General features: G+C 56.6%; 13 protein-coding genes. 9 read left to right on the forward strand and 4 right to left on the reverse strand.

Annotated elements, in window-relative coordinates:
- Positions 1–3: 3 nt before the first annotated feature.
- Positions 4–1716 (reverse strand): long-chain-fatty-acid--CoA ligase, encoded by a 1713-nt coding sequence (locus tag ACN0TA_RS16435; protein ID WP_417584921.1) that lies wholly within the window; start codon positions 1714–1716, stop codon positions 4–6.
- Positions 1717–2156: 440 nt separating this feature from the next.
- Between ACN0TA_RS16435 and ACN0TA_RS16440 the strand changes: the two genes are divergently transcribed.
- The 8 genes from ACN0TA_RS16440 to ACN0TA_RS16475 all read left to right on the forward strand — a co-directional run bounded on the left by ACN0TA_RS16440 (position 2157) and on the right by ACN0TA_RS16475 (position 13830).
- A complete protein-coding gene (locus tag ACN0TA_RS16440) occupies positions 2157–4640 on the forward strand; it encodes an acyl-CoA dehydrogenase (RefSeq protein WP_417584923.1) in 2484 nt (827 codons plus the stop codon).
- Positions 4641–4708: 68 nt separating this feature from the next.
- Entirely contained in the window at positions 4709–6676 is a 1968-nt protein-coding gene (locus tag ACN0TA_RS16445) for a 3-hydroxyacyl-CoA dehydrogenase NAD-binding domain-containing protein (RefSeq protein WP_417584925.1), read from the forward strand.
- Between the two features lie 3 nt (positions 6677–6679).
- Positions 6680–7966: an acetyl-CoA C-acetyltransferase gene (locus ACN0TA_RS16450; protein WP_417584927.1), complete on the forward strand. Its 1287-nt coding sequence runs from the start codon at positions 6680–6682 to the stop codon at positions 7964–7966.
- 161 nt (positions 7967–8127) lie between these two features.
- Positions 8128–9747 carry a peptide ABC transporter substrate-binding protein gene (locus tag ACN0TA_RS16455; RefSeq protein WP_417584929.1) on the forward strand — a complete coding sequence of 540 codons (1620 nt, stop codon included), beginning with the start codon at positions 8128–8130 and terminating at the stop codon, positions 9745–9747.
- A 166-nt stretch (positions 9748–9913) separates the two neighbouring features.
- A complete protein-coding gene (gene oppB / locus ACN0TA_RS16460; RefSeq protein WP_417584931.1) occupies positions 9914–10837 on the forward strand; it encodes an oligopeptide ABC transporter permease OppB in 924 nt (307 codons plus the stop codon).
- An 11-nt stretch (positions 10838–10848) separates the two neighbouring features.
- Positions 10849–11793, forward strand: coding sequence for an ABC transporter permease subunit (locus tag ACN0TA_RS16465; protein ID WP_417584933.1), 945 nt, complete (start codon positions 10849–10851; stop codon positions 11791–11793).
- A 19-nt stretch (positions 11794–11812) separates the two neighbouring features.
- Positions 11813–12805: an ABC transporter ATP-binding protein gene (locus tag ACN0TA_RS16470; protein ID WP_417584972.1), complete on the forward strand. Its 993-nt coding sequence runs from the start codon at positions 11813–11815 to the stop codon at positions 12803–12805.
- Positions 12802–13830: an ABC transporter ATP-binding protein gene (locus ACN0TA_RS16475; protein ID WP_417584935.1), complete on the forward strand. Its 1029-nt coding sequence runs from the start codon at positions 12802–12804 to the stop codon at positions 13828–13830. Before ACN0TA_RS16470 ends, ACN0TA_RS16475 begins: the two co-directional genes overlap by 4 nt.
- Before the next feature lie 57 nt (positions 13831–13887).
- On the opposite strand, the gene ACN0TA_RS16480 is transcribed toward ACN0TA_RS16475, so the two are convergent.
- On the reverse strand, positions 13888–14409 hold the full coding sequence (locus ACN0TA_RS16480) for a response regulator (RefSeq protein ID WP_417584937.1): 522 nt from the start codon (positions 14407–14409) through the stop codon (positions 13888–13890).
- A gap of 184 nt (positions 14410–14593) precedes the next feature.
- Between ACN0TA_RS16480 and ykgO the strand changes: the two genes are divergently transcribed.
- Complete coding sequence (ykgO, locus tag ACN0TA_RS16485) at positions 14594–14719, forward strand: type B 50S ribosomal protein L36 (RefSeq protein ID WP_014131674.1); 126 nt, start codon at positions 14594–14596, stop codon at positions 14717–14719.
- A 133-nt stretch (positions 14720–14852) separates the two neighbouring features.
- Here ykgO and pyk read toward each other — a convergent pair whose 3' ends face one another.
- Together pyk and ACN0TA_RS16495 are read right to left on the reverse strand one after the other, a co-directional pair.
- Positions 14853–16289 (reverse strand): pyruvate kinase, encoded by a 1437-nt coding sequence (gene pyk / locus ACN0TA_RS16490; protein ID WP_417584940.1) that lies wholly within the window; start codon positions 16287–16289, stop codon positions 14853–14855.
- Positions 16286–16723: a DUF1036 domain-containing protein gene (locus ACN0TA_RS16495; protein WP_417584942.1), complete on the reverse strand. Its 438-nt coding sequence runs from the start codon at positions 16721–16723 to the stop codon at positions 16286–16288. The genes pyk and ACN0TA_RS16495 overlap by 4 nt, the downstream gene beginning before the upstream one ends.
- Between the last annotated feature and the right edge of the window lie 171 nt (positions 16724–16894).

Below are 16894 nucleotides of genomic sequence, written 5' to 3' on the forward strand. Positions count from 1 at the left end.
ATGCTATCCTCTGGATTTGGCGTTCTTTTCATAGTCATCGCGCAGATCATTTTTGGACAGCTTGCCAATCATGGTTTTTGGCAGCTCATCGCGAAAGATGATCTCGCGGGGCATTTCGAGTTTGTTGAGGCGATCCTTGATGAAGGATTTGAGTTCGCTCTCACTGATGGATTGTCCATCCTTGAGTTTGACATAGGCGATCGGGGCTTCGCCGCGATACTCGTCTTTGACCCCGATCACGTTCGTCTCGTCGACGGATGGGTGCTGGTAGATCGCATCCTCTATGGCGCGTGGATAGACATTGAAGCCTGAGCAGATAATGAGATCCTTGATGCGATCGACAAGGAACACGTAGCCGTCCTCGTCAAAATAACCCACGTCCGCAGTGCGGAGGTAGCCGTTTGACGTGAAGACGTCCCGGGTAGCCTGATCATCTTTGAAATAACCCAGCATTACCTGCGGTCCTTTGAGAACAAGTTCGCCGCGTTCACCGGGTGCGACTTCTTTTTCGGGATCCTCAAGATCGACGAAGCGGACATCGGTGGCGGGAATGGGCAACCCGATCGATCCAGGTTTGGATGGTACGCGCAGCGCGGCGCAGGTCACCACGGGCGATGCTTCAGTCAGCCCATATCCTTCTGCGAGAATAGCGTCTGATTTTTTGGCGAACGCTTCGCGCGTTTCGCCGGGGAGGCCGGCGCCACCCGAGATCGCCACTTCGATCGGGGCAAGGATTTCAGCTGTTGCAGTGTCCTTGGTGGCAAGCGCATGGAGCAGCGTGGGCACAGCAGGAAGAACGTTGGGTTTAGTGCGCTTCATAAGCGCAAGAAAATCCTTGAGCTCGAAGCGGGGAAGCATGATGACCTGGGCGCCTGAGCAGAGTGGTACGTTCATGCATACCGTCATCGCAAAGATATGAAAGAAAGGCAGAACTGCGACGACCTTGGAGGGGGCATAGAACAATCCGCACCCCCATTTGTCGATCTGGCTCATATTTGCAGCGATGTTGGCATGGCTGAGCATCGCACCCTTGGGGGTGCCTGTCGTGCCGCCCGTATACTGCTGGACGGCGACATCCGTTTGCCGATCGATCTGTACTGACGTTGGCGTCTTGCCCTTCGTGAGAAGGGATTCGAACGTCACTATGGAACGAGCGGCAGGGGAGTCGGCCGTTTTGACGATGTCCTTGACCTTGAACAGCGAGAACAGGATTTTTTTCAAACCAGGCAACGCGTTGGGGAAATGGGCAACGACGAGTTTTTTGACATGTCCTTGCCCGACCAGTTTCTCCGCCTTGGGAAATGTGGCCTTGAGATCGAGCGTAATGAGAACATTGGCGCCCGAATTGGAAACGATGTGGCTGAGCTCATGGAGCGAATAGAGCGGATTGCAATTTACCACTGTGGCACCGATGCGCAGCACGGCGAAATAGGAAATCACGTAAAAGGGAGTGTTTGGCATCAAAAGCGCGACGCGATCCCCCTTCTTTATCCCCAGTTCGGACTGCAGCGCGCCAGCCAGGGCGTTGACCTGTTCGCCAAGCCGACGAAAGGATGTGGTCGCGCCGAGGAAGTCGAGCGCTGTCGCGTCACCCATCTTGGCACAGGATGCCAAGAGCTGTTCATGGACAGGCGTGGTGTCGATGGGGCTATCCCATTCGATGCCCTCCGGATAGGCGGTGATCCAGGGATGGGGGGCGCTGACTGGCTTGTTCACTGTTCTCTCCTCCAGCGGATCTTGTGTCCGAGCTTGGTGGCAAAAATTATGTCACGGCATGACGTTAGCGTCAAACGATGCACGCCAGGCTAAGTTCCTTACCTGCTCTGGGCGAAAGCTATGCGATTTCAAGGGGCTGCGCGTTAGAATTGCCCGAGTATCAGGTGGGTTGAAACGAATCTGCAGTAAATACGTTTTATTTCTCATGCGTGTCGTGGGGCGAGAATGTCGAGTTTCCAGAGTGAATATATGCCCTAATAGGCATTTGGTTGACGTTTACGTCCACAGGTGTATGCTTTGCTTAATTTGACGCGCGCTGCAACTCTGCGCGCGGCCGAGGCTCGGGGCTGGACGAGGACTCCGGACTTTGAGGTTTCGGCATCGATATTCCGAAGCGCATGGCTGTGGATTATGCGCTCCAGGTCAGGGGAGGCCGGCTTATGGTTTTGGCACTTATCGTCCTTTGCATCGTAGCATTTTTGGTTCTGGCGATCCGTCAGTCGCCTCTATGGCAATGGGCTGTCGCCGCGGCCGCTATCGGCATTCTTGCGATGGTCAGGCCCGATGACGGTCTCGCATTGTCGACAAGCCTGCTCGGTTGGATATTTGCGCTGTTGCCGGCCATTATCCTTGGGTTGCTCTCCATACCGGCCGTGCGTCAGATGGTTCTCACGGGGCCGGCCTATGCAATGGTTAAATCCATCCTGCCGCGCATTTCGCGCACCGAGCAGGAAGCGCTCGACGCAGGCACGGTGGGCTGGGATGCGGAAATTTTTTCCGGTCGCCCCGACTGGGATAAGCTTTTCGACATACGCAAACCTGACCTGACCGATGAAGAGCAAGCGTTCCTGGATGGGCCGTGCGAGCAAGTGTGCGCAATGATTGACGATTGGGACACACGCAACAACCGCATGGATATGCCGCCGGCAGTTTGGCAGTTCCTGAAAGACAAGGGCTTCCTGGGCATGCTCATTGGCAAGGAGCATGGCGGCCTGGGGTTTTCGGCGCAGGCGCAGAGCCAGGTGGTTTCAAAGATCGCTTCTCGCTCGGTGGCTGCCGGAATTACCGTGATGGTCCCCAACTCGCTGGGGCCGGGTGAACTGCTGGAAAAGTATGGGACCCCGGAACAACAGGGTAAATATCTGCAACGCCTGGCCAGCGGCCAGGAAGTGCCCTGCTTTGCATTGACCGGTGCCCACGCGGGTTCGGATGCGGCAGGGATGCGCGACGTCGGTGTGGTGACCTATGGCGACTATGAAGGCAAGCAAGTGCTCGGGGTGCGTCTATCCTGGGACAAGCGCTACATAACACTCGCCCCCGTCGCCACGCTGCTTGGTGTTGCGTTCAATCTTTATGATCCCGATAACCACCTGGGCAAAGGTGAAGATGTCGGCATAACGCTCGCATTGGTTCCAGCCGACTATCCGGGCGTTATCATCGGTCGCCGGCATCTGCCGGCGCGCTCGGCGTTTATGAACGGGCCGACCTCGGGCAAGGATGTTTTCGTGCCCATGGAATTTCTGATCGGTGGCACAGAATACGCCGGGCAGGGATGGCGTATGCTCATGGAATGCCTTGCGACGGGGCGTGCAATTTCTCTGCCGGCCATCGGGACGGTTTCGATCAAGGCCGCGCTGCGCACAACGTCCGCCTATGCCCGAATCCGGCGCCAGTTCGGCATTTCGATCGGCATGATGGAGGGCGTGGGCGAAGGCATGGCACGCCTGGTAAAATCGGCCTATCAGTTCGAAGCCTCACGGGCCATGACGGCCGCCATCGTCGATGATGGGCAAAAGCCGGCTGTCATTTCGGCGGCGCTCAAGTATCGTACAACTGAAGAGATGCGCGGCCGCGTGGACGACGCCATGGATATTCATGGCGGTCGTGCCGTGCAGGATGGCCCGTCCAACTATTTGTTCGCTGGATATCAGACAATTCCTGTCGCCATCACTGTGGAAGGCGCCAATATCCTAACGCGTACACTGATCACTTTTGCCCAGGGCGCGCTTCGTGCACACCCCTATTTGCTCAAGGAAGTGCAGTCGGCTCAGAACCCGGACAAGCGTCAGGGGCTGAGAGATTTCGATGCTGCTTTTTCGGGGCATATCGGGTTCATGCTACGCAACATGACGGCTTCGTGGTGGCACAATCTGACTTTTGGGCGTTTTGCGTCGACCCCTGTCGAACATGATCTCAAGCGCTGGTATCGGGCATTCCATCGCTATGCACAGAGTTTTGCCCTGGCTGGCGACTGGACAGTTGCTTTCCTTGGCGGCGATCTGAAGCGCAAGCAGATGCTGTCTGGCCGGATGGCGGACGTATTTTCGGATCTTTACCTGCTTTCGACAGCGCTCAAGCGCTACGAAGACGACGGGCGCATGCCCGAAGATCTCGCTGTCATCAATGCTGTCGCACGTGACAGGATCGCATCAATTGAAAAGGGACTGGGCGAAGTCATCGACAATTTCCCAAATCCATTTCTCAAGTTTGCTCTTGGCGCCCTTATCTTCCCGCTTGGGCGACGCGCACGGCCTTCCACTGACAAGGAAAATTACCGGTTGGCGCGCTCGGTGTTGGGGCAGTCGAGTTTCCGCGACAGGCTGACACGCGGCGTCTATGTGACTTTCGATCCTGCTGACCGCACAGGTATGCTCGAGGATGCTCTGGTTAAGGTGGAAGCGGCTGCGGAGATCGAGAAGAAATTCTTCCGTGCCATCAAGAAGGGCCAAATCGATCGACGCCTTGATCGCGATGCCATCGCCGACGCTGTTTCCAAGGGCATACTGACTGCTGACGAGGCCCAGATCATGCAGGTTGCCGACGACGCGACGGATAGGGTCATCAAGGTTGACGACTTTGCGCCTCATGAACTGGCGCGTCCTGCGCAGAAATCGGAAGACGAGTATACAGCGGCCGCAGAATAAACGGTTGTGGAACTTCAAGAGCTGTTTCACCCTTGTTCCGACCGAGAGAAGACGAGAGGAGCTAAGCCTTGGCGCAAGCTGATACGCCGCAGACCCGACACTGGGACTTTTCAATCGATGTCGAGCAGATCGGCTGGCTGACGCTGGACGTTCAGGACAATTCGGTTAACGTACTTAGTCGAGACGTGATTGCCGAGCTCGAAACAATGATTGGCCATATCGAGCGACTTGGCCAGGCGGGCAGTCTGGTGGGCGTCGTGCTGCTCTCGGGAAAACCGGGCTTTATTGCCGGTGCAGATATCTCTGAATTCGATCAGATGAGCGACCCGGCGATCTTACCCGAGGCGCTCGGGCGTACTCACGCTGTGTTTCAGAGAATCGAAGATCTGCAAATTCCGTTCGTTTGCGGCATTTCCGGGTTTTGCGTGGGGGGCGGCCTTGAGCTCGCATTGGCCTGCCATTATCGGATTGCTGTCAATGACGAGGGGACAAAACTGGGTTTCCCCGAAGTCAATCTGGGCATTTTTCCCGGTTTTGCAGGGACGGGACGCTCGATCCGGCAGGCGGGACCGGTCGATGCCATGCAGCTCATGCTGACGGGCAAGATCGTGCGCGCCACTCAGGCGCGAAAGCTCAATCTTGTCGACAAACTGGTGCGTCATCGTGACATGCTGGCTTGGGAGGGGCGCAGAGCCGTTCTTTCAAAACGTAAATCCGAACCCGCCCTGTTTACAAAGCGCGCCATGGCCCTGGGCCCGATCCGTTCGCGCGTTGCCGACAAAATGCGTGAGGAGGCGGGAAAGAAAGCGCCGAAAAATCACTATCCGGCACCTTACGCGCTCATCGATCTGTTCGAGAAATATGGAGACGATCCCAAGCAGATGATCGCCCATGAGACGGCTGCTTTTGTTCCGTTGATGGCTTCGCCCACTGCGCAAAACCTTCGTCGCGTGTTCTTTCTCTCTGAAAGCTTGAAACGGTTGGGCGTCAAAGGGAAAGACAAGCCGAAATTCACCCGCGTTCATGTCGTCGGTGCGGGCGTGATGGGGGGCGATATCGCAGCCTGGTGCGCCTATCGTGGGATGGCGGTAACGCTGCAGGACATGGACATGGACCGGATCAAGCCCGCGCTGGGCCGGGCCAAGAAGCTGTTCAAAAAGCGTCTCAAGACCAAACAGGCAGTCGACGCGGCCATGGCGAGGCTCGAAGCCGATGTCGAGGGTAAGGGCATCGCGCGCTGTGATGTGCTGATCGAGGCGGTCGTTGAAAAGCTTGAGATCAAACAGCAGATTTTTTCAAACGCAGAAAAGCAATTGAAGCCCAACGCGATCATGGCGACCAATACCTCGTCGATCGAACTTGAGCGGATCGCTGAAGCGCTGCAAAATCCCAACAGGCTGATTGGGCTGCATTTCTTCAATCCCGTGGCGCAATTGCCGCTGGTCGAGGTGATCCGTTCGACGCTGAATGACGACGAGGCGATTCGGGTTGGCGCGTCGTTCGTGCTGGCCATTGGTAAAAGTCCGGTCGTCGTCAAATCGGCACCGGGCTTTCTCGTAAACCGGGCCCTTATGCCCTACATGCTCGAGGCCATAGATCGTGTGGAAAAGGGCGAAAGTCCCGAACAGCTCGATGCAGCGGCTGTCGCTTTTGGCATGCCCATGGGGCCGATCGAGTTGATGGACACTGTCGGGCTCGACGTTGGGGCATTCGTGGCCAAAGAGTTGGGCCAGAAGGTGCCAGAGGACAGCAAATTCGCGCGACTGGTGGCGTCGGGCAAGCTGGGACGGAAGACCGGACAGGGCTTTTATGCCTGGGTGGATGGCAAGGCGCAGAAAGAGAAGGCGCCTGCTCACGCCAATCTTGAAGGATTGGGGCGTGATTTGGTTCAGCCGCTGGTCGACACAGCAGAAGTTATCGTTTCCGAGGGCGTGGTTGAAAGCGCTGACATGGCCGATATCGGCATGATCCTGGGAACCGGCTTTGCGCCGTTTCTGGGCGGACCGCTCAAGGCACGCGAGGACGGAAGGGCTTAAATCATGACACAGACATTGCGCAAAGTCGCCATCGTAGGATCGGCGCGCATCCCGTTCTGCCGTGCATACACGGGATATGAAAACGAAACGAACCTTTCGATGCTTTCGTCCGCGATTGGCGGGCTGGCCGACAAGTATGGTCTGAAGGGACAAAAAGTCGGGGAAGTCATGGCCGGCTCGGTCATTTCCCATTCGAAGGACTTCAATCTGGCGCGCGAAGCTCTGCTCGATGCGGGCTTGTCGCCGCATACGCCGGGTACGACGATCCAGATTGCCTGTGGAACGTCTCTGCAAGCTGCGCTGACCTTGGGAGCAAAGATCGCCACCGGTGAGATCGACAGCGGTATCGCTGCGGGGTCTGATACAGTCTCCGACAGTCCGGTGGTTTTGGGCCCGAAGATGCAGAAGCGCATGATCGCGCTATCGCGTTCGCGGACCACGGGGGAGAAATTTTCGGCCTTCAAGGGATTCAACTTCGGTGAAATTACACCCGTTGCGCCATCGACGCAGGAGCCGCGCACAGGGCTTTCCATGGGCGAACACTGCGAATTGATGGCGAAGCAATGGGGCATTTCGCGCGAAGCGCAGGACCTTCTGGCACTACGCAGTCATCAGAACGCTGCTGCCGCCTATGATTCCGGTTTCCATGACGATCTGATCGTTCCCTGTGCGGGCATCTACAAGGACAACAATATCCGTCCCGATACCAGCCTCGAGAAAATGTCCACGATGAAGCCTGCGTTCGACAAGAAATCGGGGAAGGGCACTTTGACGGCAGCCAATTCAACGCCACTGACCGATGGCGCCTCGTCGGTTCTATTGGCAAGCGAAGAGTGGGCGCGGGAACGCGGACTACCCATTCTGGGCTATCTGACTATGGGTGCCGTATCAGCCAATGATTTCGCACATGGCGACGGGCTCTTGATGGCGCCGACCATCGCCGTTTCAGATCTGCTGCGTCGCAGCGGATTAGGCTTTGCCGATATCGATCTGTTCGAGCTGCACGAGGCTTTTGCAGCGCAGGTTCTGTGCACGCTGGCCGCATGGGAAGATCCTGACTACAATCGGGCCGTTTTGGGGCGAGATGATCCGCTTGGAGCCGTTCCTGTGGATAAAATTAACGTGTTTGGCTCTTCTCTCGCATACGGTCACCCTTTTGCGGCAACTGGGGCCAGAATATTGGGTATGACAGCCAAGATGTTGAATACACTAGAGAAAAGTCGCGCATTGATTTCCGTCTGTACTGCAGGCGGCATGGGTGTGGCCGCAATTGTGGAGAAAGCGTCTTAAACAGTGCTTGTCAAAGCTGATTGAGCAAGGATAGGCTCCATGTCGAGATCAACGGGGAATGATTTTCCCCGTTGATCTTTATTTGAGCTGCTCCGTTTCAAAAAGAGGGCAGCCATGGGCTGGAAGCATCACAGACGTCCACTACAAAGGAGACGACCATTATGACACGTACTACAAAGCTTTTGGCGGCACTTGCCGCGACGACATTCCTCGTCGCGCCCGCCATGGCCGCAAATGTTCCGGACGGCGTTACGCTGGCCGATGACCAGAGCTTCACTTATCGCGTTCTCGACGAGCACAGCTCGGTCGATCCCCAGATCGTTGAAGATGTGTCGGGCTCGGAAATCGTGCGCGACCTGTTCGAAGGCTTGTTGACTCAGAACGCTGACGGCGAACTTGTTGGCGGCGTTGCCAGCGACTGGAGCGCCAATGAGGACAACACCGAATGGACGTTCACCCTGCGTGACAACGCCATGTGGTCCGACGAAACGCCTGTCACGGCCGGCGATTTCGTTTACGCTTGGCAGCGTCTGGTCAATCCTGAACTGGCATCGCCCTACGCATGGTTCGGTGAGCTGATGTCGATCGAGAATGCCGGCGCCATTATCGCTGGCGAGATGGACATCTCCGAACTCGGTGTAGAAGCTGTCGACGATCATACCCTCGTTGTCCGCTTGAGCGATCCGCTTCCCTATTTCGCCGCGATGACCACACACGCATCGACCTTCCCCTCGCCCAGCTGGGTGATTGAAGAGCATGGCGATCAGTGGACACGTCCGGAGAACATTGTCACCAACGGTGCCTACATTCTCTCCGAACACGTTCCGCAAGAGCGCTCGGTTCGGGTCAAGTCAGACACGTACTGGGATTCGGAAAATACCGTTCTTGAGACCGTGACGGCTCTTGTCATCAATGACGAAAACCAGGCTCTGACACGCTTCATGGCCGGTGAACTCGACCGTACGGAAATCCCGACTGGCGAATATCCGCGCCTGGCCGAGGAATACCCCGATACAGCGATCTCGTTCCCGCGCCTGTGCACCTATTATTACAATATCAACCTGCGTGAAAATGGCCCCGAAGCCCTCAAGGACGTCAAAGTTCGCCAGGCTCTCGCATATGCCGTCGACCGCAACGTGATCACCGATCAGATCCTACAGGGCGGCCAGATTCCGGCTTACACATTTACGCCGGGTTCGACAGCCAACTTTGAAGTGCCTTCGGTTGCGTTTGGTGAAATGAGCCAGGCAGAGCGTGACGAAATGGCCGTGCAGCTTCTCGAAGAAGCTGGCTATGGTTCGGATAATCCGCTCGAACTCTCGATCCTGTACAACACTGACGAAGCTCACCGCGAACTTGCTACCGTTATCTCGCAGATGTGGCAGCAGAAGCTCGGTGTGCAGACCACACTCGACAACATGGAATGGAATACGTTCCTTGATGCACGCGGCAATGGCGATTTCGAAATTGCCCGTGCCGGTTGGTGCGGTGACTACAACGAAGCCTCCACGTTCCTTGACCTGATGGACACCAACTCCGGCTACAACGACTCCGCTTACAGCAATGCGGAAGTCGATGATCTGCTTGCCGAAGCCAAGACGATGTCCGATCCGAGCGCCAACTACACGGCAATCGAGGAAATCATCGCTGAAGAAATGCCTGTTCTTCCGCTCTACCACTACGCTGGCGTGTACATGCTGAATCCGCAGATTCAGGAATGGCCCGTCAACAATGTTGAGCAGAACTGGTACTCCAAGGACCTTTACAAGGTCGCAGAGTAATCAGGGCAATCCTAGGCGTCTCGCACCTCGCGTGCGGGACGCCCCCTTTTCGGGGTAAAGAAATGACAGGGCGCCGCCTCACACGCGCCTTTGCACCAATATTGCAAAGCGCTGTTTTCCGCTTCGTCGGATCCTCGGCTGCGTCGTGCGCGCACGGACTTTCGACATGTTGAAATACATCCTCAAGCGTCTCGGGGTCGCCATCCCGACGCTTTTGCTTTTGATTATCTTTTCGTTCGTTCTGATGCGGCTGGCGCCTGGTGGGCCATTCAATTCCGAACGTCCTCTGCCGCCGCAAGTGCTGGCAAACATCGAAGCCAAATATGGTCTCGATCAGCCTTGGCACATGCAGCTCTGGGAATACATGGTGGGTATCATTACCCGCTTTGATTTCGGACCGTCCTTTGCCTATACGGATCGCTCGGTCAACGACATCATCGCTCAAGGCTTTCCGGTTACTCTTACCTACGGCACATGGGCATTTGTGCTCGCTGTACTGCTCGGGTGTTCGCTGGGTGTCGCTGCCGCCGTCCGGCACAATTCATGGCTCGACTATTTCGCTGTCGGCACATCCATCGGTGCGCAGGTCCTGCCGAACTTCGTTATGGCTCCGATCCTGGTTATCATCCTTACCCTCTGGCTAGGCTGGCTGCCCGGTGGCGGGTGGTATGGCGGACAATGGAATTATGTTGTCATGCCGGTGATCGCGCTGGGTACTTCATACATGGCGTCTATTGCCCGTATTACGCGCTCTTCGATGCTTGAAGTCCTCAATTCGAACTTCATCCGAACGGCGCGCGCCAAGGGGATGCCGGCTAGCCATGTCATCGTGCGGCATGCGCTCAAGCCTGCGCTTATGCCCCTGTTGTCCTATCTCGGACCAGCTTTCGTCGGTATGGTCACCGGCTCGGTGATTATCGACGTGTACTTCTCCACTGGCGGCATCGGGCAGCTGTTCACAAATTCGGCCTTTAACCGGGATTATTCGGTCATCATGGGCATCACGATTCTGCTGGGCACGTTGACCATCATGTTCAACCTGATCGTGGACATTCTCTATGCGTGGATCGATCCACGTATCCGCTACTAGGAGGCCGACCAATGGTATTAAGGCCAGTACGGGTTGAGGCTTCAGCCGATCCCATCGATGTCGATGACGCCAATTACGAGATCGCCTCCAAGGGGCGGTCATTGTGGGCGGATGCCGCAGGGCGGTTTTTCAAGCACGCACCTTCTGTTGTCAGTTTGATCGTGCTCATTTTGGTGGCGCTGTTTGCGTTCACCGGACATTTCTTTGCAGTGTGGTCCAATTCGGAAATCGATTGGTCGGTTCTGGGCAATGTCCGCGTGGCTGGGGCGCCATCCCTTGAATCGGGTCACTTTTTCGGTACCGATGATCTGGGGCGTGACCTATTTTCGCGGGTGGTTCAAGGCAGCCAGATATCACTTATGGTCGGGTTCGTTGGTGCGGGCATCGCTGTAGTCGTTGGTACCTTCTATGGAGCGGTCGCCGGTTATTTTGGCGGTCGCGTCGACTCCATCATGATGCGGATCGTCGATATACTGCTTTCGATTCCCTACATGTTCGTACTCATCCTGCTGCTCGTTGTTTTTGGGCGCTCGATTACGATGCTCTATGTGGGCATCGGGCTGCTGTCTTGGCTGGACATGTCGCGCATCGTGCGTGGGCAGACGCTATCGCTCAAAGAAAAGGAATTCGTTGAAGCTGCGCGAGCCGGCGGCGCCGGGCACTTTACGATCATCTTCCGCCATATCGTGCCCAATCTGATGGGTATCGTCGTAGTCTATGCGACGCTTCTTGTGCCCCAGATGATCCTGACCGAGAGCTTTATTTCCTTCCTCGGCCTGGGTGTTCAGGAACCGCTCACCTCATGGGGCGCGCTGATTTCCCAGGGTGCGGGCACCGTGATGTATGGAACGCTTTGGCAATTGTTGTTCCCGCTGTTCTTCTTCGTCGTCACTCTGTTCAGCTTCTACTTCATCGGCGACGGGCTGCGCGACGCGCTTGACCCGCGTGACAGATGAGGAAAGGACGATCATGACTATGCTGGAAGTCACCGACCTTTCGGTGTCGTTCAAAACCCCCGACGGCACAGTGCGAGCCGTCAACAAGATGAACTTCTCAATCTCGCCGGGCGAAACCCTCGCGATCGTGGGGGAATCTGGATCAGGCAAGAGTCAGACGGTCATGGCCGCCATGGGCCTGCTAGCTGGAAACGGCGAGGTCGAAGGTTCGGTCAAGCTCGATGGCCAAGAGCTCATTGGCATGAAGTCCAAGGATCTTAACAAGATCCGTGGGCGCGACATGGCGATGATCTTTCAAGACCCGATGACCTCGCTCAATCCCTATCTGTCCATAGCGGATCAGATGACCGAAGTGCTCATGTTCCACAAGCGGATGAAGCGCTCCGATGCAATGGCCAAGTCTGAGGAGATGCTCAAGACTGTGCATCTCCCGGATCCGGGACGGATTCTGCGTCGCTATCCGCATGAGCTTTCAGGAGGACAACGCCAGCGTGTGATGATCGCCATGGCGCTGTTGTGCGATCCAAAGGTACTGATTGCCGACGAACCGACGACTGCGCTCGATGTGACAGTGCAGGCGCAAATGCTCAAGCTTTTTGCCGAGCTGACCGACAAGTTCAACACGGCGCTGGTCATCATTACCCATGATCTGGGGGTAGTGGCGGGCCTCGCCGACGAAATGATGGTCATGTATGCTGGACGTGTCGTCGAGCGGGGCGCTGTTGAAGACCTGTTCTACGACCCGCGGCATCCCTATACTTTTGGGCTTCTTCACTCCACGCCGCACGTCAAAGAGGGTAAGGATCGTCTGGCGCCCATCAAGGGGCTGCCGCCCAACCTCACAAACCTTCCGCCAGGATGTGCATTCAACCCGCGTTGCCCGTTCCGGTTTGACCGGTGCGTCAAGGAGCGTCCTGAGCTCGTCGTGAGAGAGCATGACAGGCTAAGTGCATGCTTTTACGAAGGCGAGATGACCGAAGCGGATATGGAAAAGGAATTGGCGGTCAAATGAACGATCAAACGCCAATATTGCTGAACGTCCAAAACCTCACAAAGCGATTTGCGATCGCCAATGGGCTGTTCAATAAGCCTTTGATGTTGACGGCCGTCGACGATGTCAGTTTTGCCGTTAAGCGCGGGGAAACCGTCGGCATCGTCGGTGAGTCGGGGTGCGGCAAATCCACACTGGGCCGCTGCATTCTCCAGCTCATCGCTCCCGACGACGGCAAGGTGGTCTGGCTGGGCAAAGACCTCACCGAGTTTTCCAAGGACGAGATGCGCAGGGCCCGTCAGGACCTACAGATCATCTTCCAGGATCCACTGGCTTCGCTCAATCCACGCATGACGGTCGGCGAAATTATCGCCGACCCGCTGCGTACTCTAAAGCCAGAGATGAGCGGCGAGCAACGCCGCAAACGTGTGCGGGAGATGATGGATGCCGTCGGGCTGTTGCCTGAAATGGTCAACCGCTATCCGCACGAATTTTCAGGTGGGCAAGCCCAGCGTATTGGTATCGCACGGGCATTGGTTACGGGTCCAAAGCTGATCTTGTGTGACGAGCCGGTGTCTGCCTTGGACGTTTCGATCCAGGCTCAGATTCTCAACCTGCTTGCCGATCTCAAGGACGAGTTTGGCCTGACTTTGATCTTTATCAGCCACGACCTCTCGGTCGTACGGCATGTGTCTGATCGTATTCTCGTGCTTTATCTGGGGCGCGTAGCGGAGCTTGCGGAGAGCGAAACGCTCTATACCGATCCGCGACACCCCTATAGTCGCGCCTTGCTAACGGCAGTCCCGATTGCCGATCCAAAACTCGCACGGGAGCATAAGATCGAAGGATTGGAAGGCGAAATTCCCTCGCCAATCAATCCGCCATCTGGATGTTATTTCCGAACCCGGTGTCCTTATGCTGTCGATCGTTGCGCACAAGGGGTGCCACCGCTCGAAACTGCGGACAATGGCTCGGATGTATCCTGTATTCGCTGGGAGGAAATTCTCGCCGATCCGGTTGGAACGCGGACTCGAGAACAGGGCTGACGCGTCGTCCGTGTCGCAAACAAGACTTAAAAAGGAGCCGTTCACGGCTCCTTTTTTCTATGTTGTGGGGCCTTGGGGCTTGCTGGGGCGCTTGAGTGGCGCGCGCCTATCTTTACCATCGATCGGTTCTTCGCGTCGGCGACGGTCCGGCCCTGCATAATCGGGCGAAACGACAAACGGCCGCGGAGCTGCGATTGCAGTTTCGAGCCGTGCCGCAAGAATTTGGGCGCCTGCCGGCAGGCGGATGAATTCATCGATACCGGCATCGCGAGCGTCTTTGGTCTGCTCGGGGGGCATATCGCCCGACACCATGACGATGGCCATAGCGCGATTTGGCGCTGCGGCATTGAGGCGAACTCTGCGCGTAACGGCAATTCCATCCTCGGGCCCAATAGCGCTGTCCAAGATCATCGCGTCATAGGGCGATTGACTCAACAGGCGAAAGGCTTCAGCGCTGTCCCGGGCGATGCGGGTGTTGGTCAGGCCCAGGCGCCGCAACATGGCTGCAAGTGTACTCGAGAGCTCGCTATTGGCTGTGGCGATCAGTATGGAAAGGCGCGGGGGAAGTGCGGTATTCATGGATAGGCTCTAGGCAACGCTGGGTGCTATTGGAAACGATAGTGTATCGCAGCGGACGCCGCGCGCAAATTCTCTAAAGGGCCGAGCGACTCGCGTTGACAGCTTGTACCTTTAGCCCTATGTTCCGGCCAACTTATTCTGCGGTGCCTTGAGCCCCGCCGATCTCTTATTGTCTGAGGTTAAAATGAAAATTCGCAACTCGCTCAAGGCGCTCATGACCCGTCACCGGGACAACAAGCTGGTTCGCCGTCGTGGCCGCGTCTATATCATCAATAAGGTCAACAAGCGCATGAAGGCCCGCCAGGGCTAATTGTCGCTTTTCGATCGTTGAATATTGAAACGGGGTTCGCAGGTTTGCGGACCCCGTTTTGTTTGTGCGCAATTACAAGAAAAAGGCCGAGCGCAGGGCCCGGCCTTTGAATCAATCATGTCAGTGGGGGATTTCACGAGCCGCCGGCGCCGTCCTGTCCAACAAACGCAATGCGCAACATATTAGTGGCACCTGGCGTGCCGAGCGGAACGCCCGCCGTAATAGCGACGCGATCACCTGGGCGAGCGAGACCTTCTACATAGGCTATGGAGCACGCGCGATCGACCATGTCGTCAAGTGAAATGGCATCTTCGGTCTGAACGCAGTGCAGCCCCCACACGATTGAAAGGCGGCGCACAGTGGTCAGTTTGGGTGATAGCGCGATAATGGGCTTTGAAGGCCGCTCGCGGCTTGCGCGGATGCCCGTGGAGCCCGATGACGTATAGGTGACGATCGCAGCCAGATCGAGCGTTTCAGCAACCTGTCGGGTCGCTGCTGAAATGGCATCGGCCGCGGTTGCTTCGGGCTCGGTGGCCTGCGAGCGAATGATGCCCGGATATAGCGGATCCTGCTCTACGGCTTCGGCGATGTTGTTCATCGTCGTAACGGCCTGCACGGGATAAGAGCCGGAGGCGCTTTCTGCCGAGAGCATGACTGCATCAGCGCCCTCAAACACTGCGATTGAGACGTCTGACACTTCTGCGCGCGTTGGGACAGGTGCAGTTATCATGGATTCGAGCATCTGAGTGGCAACGACAACCGGTTTGCCCAGCCGACGGCACATACGGGTGATCCGCTTTTGCGTGCCAGGCACCGTTTCAAGCGGCATTTCCACGCCGAGATCGCCGCGCGCCACCATGATGGCATCAGATAGGCGGATGATTTCTTCAAGTCGATCGATGGCCTGGGGCTTTTCGATCTTGGCAAGAACACCGGCGCGACCTTGAACGAGCTTGCGCACTTCGATCATGTCTTCGGGGCGCTGTACGAAAGATAGCGCGATCCAGTCGATCTCTTCAACAAGCGCCGCTTGAAGGTCGGAGCGGTCCTTGTCAGTCAGCACACCGACCGACAGGATGGTATCGGGCAAGGATACGCCCTTCTTATCTGAAAGCTTGCCGCCGTACACTACTGTGGTGTTGATGGCTTCAGGCGAGATGGCGGAGATACGCAATTCGATCTTGCCATCGTCAAGCAATAGCCGATCGCCGGTCTTGACCGAGGAGAAGATCTCGGGATGAGGGAGGTGAATGCGGGTCTTGTCGCCAGGGGCATCGGACGTGTCGAGGGTGAACGTTTCGCCTTTGGCCAGCATAACCGAGCCTTCCGCAAACTTGCCCACGCGCAGTTTGGGGCCTTGCAGATCGACAAGAATGCCAATTGGATAGCGCACTGTGCGTTCAACCGCGCGGATCTTGGCAACTGTGTCGCGCATCACGTCGTGGCTGGCGTGGCTCATGTTGATGCGGAAAACATCGGCTCCTGCGCGAACGAGTTCCTCGATAACCTTCGGGTCGTTGGAGGCCGGTCCTAGGGTTGCGACGATCTTTACGCGGCGCGATCTTTTCATTGCTGATCCAGACTGTTGGAATTGTTTTCGGTCAATTGCATCGTCCAATCGGTGCGGCTTTGAGTGTCTATTTCAAAAAAGCCCGTGCGTTCATAACCACGGGCCAGACAGTCTTCGACACCGAAAATGGTGAAGCTAGAATCCTGGGTGCACATGAACACCGATCCATCCCAGGCACCGCCGGCAAGATCGTCTACGGCATAGAGATAATAATATCGTGACGTTAGATCGCCTTGGTAGACAATAGCACACGCGTCGGCGCCGGCTACCCACCAGCCTTCCGACTGCCAGCCCGAATCGGTGCGATAGCCAAATGCTATTGAAATCGTGCTCGGCGTCTGGTTGCAAACGCGCAGATCGGCAAAGGCGGGTCGCGGGAGCGCGATCGAAGCCGGTAGCAGCGTCAGTGCGGCGATCAGGAGGGTGCGGAACATTGAGTGCACTGTGTTGGGTTGTATTTGGAAAATGAAAGCCATGGTGTTTCTGGGCAAGGGGTCCGAATATGTCAATGGGTGCGAGCGGTTCCCAGGCTACTGCAGGGCGGAAGCGGCAGCACCGAGGCGGCCCACAAATGAAGTCTGCAGCACCTTACCTTGTGGGATATC

The sequence above is a fragment of the Pelagibacterium sp. genome (assembly GCF_048264985.1).
In the GTDB taxonomy this organism is placed as follows: Bacteria; Pseudomonadota; Alphaproteobacteria; order Rhizobiales; family Devosiaceae; genus Pelagibacterium.

Coding starts and splice junctions, on each gene's coding strand:
- oppB (WP_417584931.1), top strand. CDS start 9,914: ATGTTGAAATACATCCTCAAGCGTCTCGGGGTCGCCATCCCGACGCTT.
- ACN0TA_RS16495 (WP_417584942.1), bottom strand. CDS start 16,723: ATGTTCCGCACCCTCCTGATCGCCGCACTGACGCTGCTACCGGCTTCG.
- ACN0TA_RS16450 (WP_417584927.1), top strand. CDS start 6,680: ATGACACAGACATTGCGCAAAGTCGCCATCGTAGGATCGGCGCGCATC.
- ACN0TA_RS16470 (WP_417584972.1), top strand. CDS start 11,813: ATGCTGGAAGTCACCGACCTTTCGGTGTCGTTCAAAACCCCCGACGGC.
- ACN0TA_RS16480 (WP_417584937.1), bottom strand. CDS start 14,409: ATGAATACCGCACTTCCCCCGCGCCTTTCCATACTGATCGCCACAGCC.
- ykgO (WP_014131674.1), top strand. CDS start 14,594: ATGAAAATTCGCAACTCGCTCAAGGCGCTCATGACCCGTCACCGGGAC.
- ACN0TA_RS16440 (WP_417584923.1), top strand. CDS start 2,157: ATGGTTTTGGCACTTATCGTCCTTTGCATCGTAGCATTTTTGGTTCTG.
- ACN0TA_RS16455 (WP_417584929.1), top strand. CDS start 8,128: ATGACACGTACTACAAAGCTTTTGGCGGCACTTGCCGCGACGACATTC.
- pyk (WP_417584940.1), bottom strand. CDS start 16,289: ATGAAAAGATCGCGCCGCGTAAAGATCGTCGCAACCCTAGGACCGGCC.
- ACN0TA_RS16475 (WP_417584935.1), top strand. CDS start 12,802: ATGAACGATCAAACGCCAATATTGCTGAACGTCCAAAACCTCACAAAG.
- ACN0TA_RS16465 (WP_417584933.1), top strand. CDS start 10,849: ATGGTATTAAGGCCAGTACGGGTTGAGGCTTCAGCCGATCCCATCGAT.